The following is a 5,021-nucleotide window of genomic DNA, read 5'->3' on the forward strand; positions in this document are numbered from 1 at the left end:
CAGCCCGTGTACCGGCGGGCCGGCGGCGTGGCCCGGATGAAGACCCTCTTCGAGCAGATCCGGGAGGAGAATCCGCACACGGTCATCGTCGACAACGGCGACTGCTTCCAGGGCAGCGGCTGGGTGCAGCTCACCCGGGGTGAGGCGGTGGTCCCGGCGATGAACGCGCTGGACTACGACGTACTCATGCCGGGTAACTGGGAGGTGGTGTTCGGCAAGGAACGGCTGCTGGAGATCGCCGGGGAGTACACCGCGCCGATGGTGTGCACGAACATGCACCACGCGGATGAGTCGGGGAATCCGGTGGGCAACGACGTGATCGGCAACCATCTCTTCGCTCCCTTCCACGTGCTGGAACGCGGTGGCGTGAAGATCGGTGTGCTGGCGTACAACGATCCGGCGCTCACCCGTCGGCAGGCACCCGCCTACAGCCGCGGCATCGCCCTGACGAAGCCGGCCCAGAGCATGGCCCACTGGGTGCGCCACCTGCGCGAGACCGAGGACTGCGCCGTGGTGCTCGTCATGGGCCACCTCGGCATGGCGCCGCAGGTGGCGCTGGCCGACGAGGACTTCGCGGAGGGCGTCGACTACATCCTCGGCGGCGACACCCACGAACGCATCCGCCACCCGCTGCAGGGCAGGCACGCCCGCGTCACCGAACCGGGAGCCTTCGGCTCCTTCGTCGGCAGGCTCGACATCGAGGTCTCCGCCACGGGGGTCCGCGAGGTGGACTATGAGCTTCTCGACGTCCACGAGCACCTCCCCGAAGACCCCCACCTCCGGGAGCTGGTGGATTCCCTCCGCGCCGCCCACCCGGAGCTGGAGGAGACGATCGGCACGACGTCCTCGGTGCTCCAGCGCTACTACGTGCTGGAGACGCCGATGGACAACCTGGTCACCGACGCGCTGTTCGCGAAGGCCTCCGCCACCCTTGCCGAACGTGGCGGGACCCTCGACATCGCCCTGTCCAACGGCTTCCGCTTCTGCCCACCGCTGGTGCCGGAGGACGGGGAGGCGCAGATCAGCAGGCAGTTCCTGTGGTCCATGCTGCCGGAGAACGCCGAGGTGAAGACCGGCCGGGTCACCGGTGCGCAGCTGCGCACCTGGCTGGAGAAGGAACTGAACAACGTCTTCTCCCCACGCGCCGACGAGGTCTTCGGCGGCTGGGTCGTACGCTTCGCGGGCATGCGGGTGCGGTTCACCTCGCGGGCGCCGATGGGCCGTCGCGTGCAGTCGGTGGAGATCGGCGGCCACCCGCTCGACCCGGACGCGACCTACACCGTCGCGGCCTGCGAGCGGGACGGCGATCCGGTGGACACCCTGTGCCGGCTGCAGAACGCGGACGACCCGCAGCTGCTGGGCTTCACCCTGCATGAGGCGGTCGAGGAGTTCCTGGCCCGGGGGCCGGTGAACTACGGGATCGAGGGACGCTGCCTCGCCGATGACCTGCCGGAGAAGGTCCTGGGGCAGGGCCACATCGAGGGGTACGAGTTCCGCTGAGGCAGGGGTGCATCCGCTGATCCTTTCGGTCCCCGATGATCGGGCGGAGAACGGCACCGGACGACGACAGTGGGTGAGGAAGGGAGCCACCATGATCGAGATCCTCAACCGCCTCGTCGCCGAGATCGAGGAACACCTCACCGACGAGATCGACGTGGATGCCGTGGCCGCCCGCGGCGGGACCACCGGCCACCACCTGCGTCGGATGTTTTCCTCGCTGGCCGGCATGCCGGTGTCGGAGTACATCCGGCGTCGGCGGATGACGGTGGCCGCCACGGATCTCCTCGGCGAGGATGACCTGCTCACCATCGCCGTACGTTACGGCTACGGATCCACCGAGGCCTTCGGCCGGGCGTTCCGTGCGGTGCACGGGGTCAGTCACGGCCGGGCCCGGCGCGACGGTGGCCCCCTTCGCAGTCAACCGCACCTCAGTTTCCGACTGACCGTAGAAGGGAGCACCCCCATGGATGCCCGCATCACTGAACGACCCGCTTTCCGCCTCACCGGCCACGCCACGCGTGTGCCGCTCCTCCACGAAGGGGAGAATCCGCATATCAGAGCCCACATCGAGGGCATTCCCGCCTCCGAGCACCAGCGTCTCCAGCAGCTGAGCGACACCGTTCCCGGTGGTCTGCTGCAGGTCAGCGCCGATGTCGACCCCGATTACAGGGAGGGCAGTGAGCTGACCTACCTGCACGGCGCCGCGGTGGGCATGAACTCCCCCGTCCCGGAGGATCTCGACGTCATCGACGTGGAGGCCGGGGCATGGGTGGTGTTCCGCTCCGACGGTCCCCACCCCGCCGCCCTCCAGTCCACATACGCGGCCGCAGCGGCGGAGTGGTTCCCCTCCAATCCGTGGCAGCTCCGGCCGGGTCCCACCATCGTGGCTGTCCTGCAGCGGGCGGAGGATTTCAGCACCGCGGTCTGTGAACTGTGGATGCCGATCGAACGCACCGGAGCCTGAACGGCGGGACTGTGCTTCACTGGCACTATGACCCCGATCACACTCTATCGCGGCACCGGCGCTGACCTGCCCTTCGGCCACCCCACCCGCGCCCACCGCGGCGTCGCCATGGAGGGCTACTTCTGGCGCCTCACCGACCCGGCCACCGGCCGCGTCCTCATCGCCCTGTGCGGCGCCAACCAGGGGCCGGAGGGTCCGTGGGCGACGATCGGCCTGGCCGGGTCGAACGGGTTCGTGCGCACCGCCGCGCGCCCCGGGTCCTGGACGGATCCCCACCGACTCGGCGTGCGTGGTGGCCCCATGAACTCCCCCGTCTTCAGTGGCGACGAAGAGCATCTCCGGGTGGACCTCGGCCCCGACGCCCGACTCGACCTGCGCTTCCACGACCTCGAGCCGTGGCCGCACCGTGCCTTCGGCGGATCCAGCGTCTTCCAGGTGATCCCCGGCCTCAACCAGTACTGGCACCCGTGGCTGCTCGGCGGACGCGCGTCCGGCACCGCCACCCTCGGCGGGGAGACCTGGGAGTTCGACGGCGCCCACGTCTACGGGGAGAAGAACTGGGGCCGCGAGGGCTTCCCGGAGTCCTGGTGGTGGGGCCAGGCGCAGGGCTTCGCCGAGCCGGAGGCGTGCGTCGCTTTCGCCGGCGGGCTGGTCACCGCCGGCCCGATGAAAGTGGAGGTGACGGGGCTGGTGGTCAAACTTCCCGACTCCCGCGTCCTCCGCCTGGGCAACCCCGTCATCAGCCCGGTCCGCGCCCGCACCACCGATGACACCTGGGAGTTCGAGAGCCGTGGCTACGGCTGGAGGGTGGAGGTCACCGGCTCCGCCCCGCTTACCGACGCCTTCGTCCTCCCCGTCCCCCTCCCCAGCGGGCACCGTAACGTCCCCGGCGATCTCGAGCACCTCACCGGTGACCTGGAGGTCACGGTGTCACGCTTCGGCAGGCACATGTGGTCGGGGCGCAGCACCCTCGCCGCACTGGAGCACGGCGGCCTCGACCGGGCCGCCGCCGAGTTGCGCCGCCGCGGGCTGGACCCCACCCGCCCGGATGCCCCACCAGAGGGCCACTAGTCCCCCTCCCCTCCACCGCGCCCATGCTCTTAAAGCTGGGCGCGGTTCCGCTTTTTCACCCGGCGGTGCAGACCGCAGGAAGCCTCCGGCATGCAGGCTTTTTGCGGTCCTGTCAGCATCAGAGTTGACGAGATATACCCCCCGGGGTATGTTTGTGATCGTTCTCATCCCAGCAAAGGAAAACGAAAGTCACATGACGACCTCTGTTCTGAGCAAGCTCACCACTCCGACCGCGCCCGTCGAGAAGCCGCGCAACACCGCGAACATTCTCATCTGGACCTTCTTCGGTGTCGCCGTGATGGGTTGGACCGCCAGTGCCATCCTCTCCGCGATCCACTTCTGGGTTCTGCCTATCCCGGAAGGTGTTCCGACCCGCGGCCCCATGGCCGTCATGATGAGTGACTACTCCTACGTCGGCCCCATCCCCCTGGCCACCATCGGCGCGGTCTACTACATCGGCATGATGGCGGCGTCCGCCCTGTGGCTGTTCACCAAGAGCGAGCTGCTGGAGAAGCTGCTCCTGCCGGTGACCGCCATCGGTGTCGCCCTGTCCGCGGTCTTCGTCTACCTGCAGCTGTTCGTCATCACCGAGATCTGCCCGTTCTGCATGGTCTCCGCCGCAGCCACCACCCTGCTGTTCTTCATTGAGCTGACCGTCAAGAAGATCGGCGGCGCACGCACCGCCCCGATCGTCAACCCGGCCATCGCCGCCCCGATCATGATCGCCATCCCGCTGGTCATGGCCATCGTCGCGATGTTCTCCCTCACTGTTCTGCCGCTGCCGGAGTTCTAGAGACACCGCTTATCGACGCCCCCAAGGCCCGGACACCTCCCACAGTGTCCGGGCCTTCTCCGTGTCTGCACTTATACCCTCATCGCTGTCCCCCAAACCCCGTTGTCGACACGCACCCAGTCGGGGTGAAAGTGCAGCCATCCCCCGAAAGCCACCGCCCCGGTCCCACATGAGGGACCGGGGCGGCGTCGATAAGCGAACTTAGGCCTGGGACTTCTCCAGGGCCTGCTCGATGTCGGCGATGATGTCGTCGACGTTCTCCAGACCGACCGAGATGCGCACCAGACCCGGGGTGATGCCGACGGACGGCAGCTGCTCGTCCGGCACCTGGCGGTGGGTGGTGGACGCCGGGTGGAGCACACAGGAGCGGGCGTCGGCGACGTGGACCTGGCGGGTGACCAGCTCGAGGGCGTCCATGAACTTCACGCCGGCCTCGCGGCCGCCCTTGATGTCGATGCACAGCACACCGGAGTTGCCGCTGAGGTACTTCTTCGCCAGCTCGCGGTACGGGGAGGAGTCGAGTCCGGGGTAGCGGACGTCGACAAGCACGTCCTTGCGGCCCTCGAGGTACTCGGCGACCTTCTGCGCGTTCTCGCAGTGGCGCTGCATGCGCACGTCGAGGCTCTCCAGGGAGAGGTTGAGCATGAACGCGGAGTGGGCGGCCGGGTAGGCGCCGAAGTCGCGCTGCAGCTG

5 protein-coding genes are annotated in these 5,021 nt (G+C 68.4%); 4 read left to right on the top strand and 1 reads right to left on the bottom strand.

Annotated elements, in window-relative coordinates; all coding sequences use genetic code 11:
- The 4 genes from GXZ33_RS11715 to GXZ33_RS11730 all read left to right on the top strand — a co-directional run.
- On the top strand, positions 1–1,500 hold a 1,500-nt coding region (locus GXZ33_RS11715; RefSeq protein WP_291341310.1), incomplete at its 5' end, for a bifunctional metallophosphatase/5'-nucleotidase.
- A 91-nt stretch (positions 1,501–1,591) separates the two neighbouring features.
- Complete coding sequence (locus tag GXZ33_RS11720; RefSeq protein WP_291341312.1) at positions 1,592–2,464, top strand: AraC family transcriptional regulator; 873 nt, start codon at positions 1,592–1,594, stop codon at positions 2,462–2,464.
- Between the two features lie 27 nt (positions 2,465–2,491).
- Positions 2,492–3,535, top strand: coding sequence for a tocopherol cyclase family protein (locus GXZ33_RS11725; RefSeq protein ID WP_291341314.1), 1,044 nt, complete (start codon positions 2,492–2,494; stop codon positions 3,533–3,535).
- Positions 3,536–3,728: 193 nt separating this feature from the next.
- Positions 3,729–4,328 (top strand): vitamin K epoxide reductase family protein, encoded by a 600-nt coding sequence (locus GXZ33_RS11730; RefSeq protein WP_291341316.1) that lies wholly within the window; start codon positions 3,729–3,731, stop codon positions 4,326–4,328.
- A 201-nt stretch (positions 4,329–4,529) separates the two neighbouring features.
- Here GXZ33_RS11730 and GXZ33_RS11735 read toward each other — a convergent pair.
- A partial coding sequence (locus GXZ33_RS11735; protein WP_291341317.1) for a PLP-dependent transferase occupies positions 4,530–5,021 on the bottom strand: 492 nt, incomplete at its 5' end.

This window comes from Corynebacterium sp. (assembly GCF_012838985.1).
Lineage (GTDB): Bacteria > Actinomycetota > Actinomycetes > Mycobacteriales > Mycobacteriaceae > Corynebacterium.

Excerpts from the sequence above, each read along its gene's own strand:
- GXZ33_RS11720 (WP_291341312.1), top strand. The coding sequence starts at position 1,592 with ATGATCGAGATCCTCAACCGCCTCGTCGCCGAGATCGAGGAACACCTC.
- GXZ33_RS11725 (WP_291341314.1), top strand. The coding sequence starts at position 2,492 with ATGACCCCGATCACACTCTATCGCGGCACCGGCGCTGACCTGCCCTTC.
- GXZ33_RS11730 (WP_291341316.1), top strand. The coding sequence starts at position 3,729 with ATGACGACCTCTGTTCTGAGCAAGCTCACCACTCCGACCGCGCCCGTC.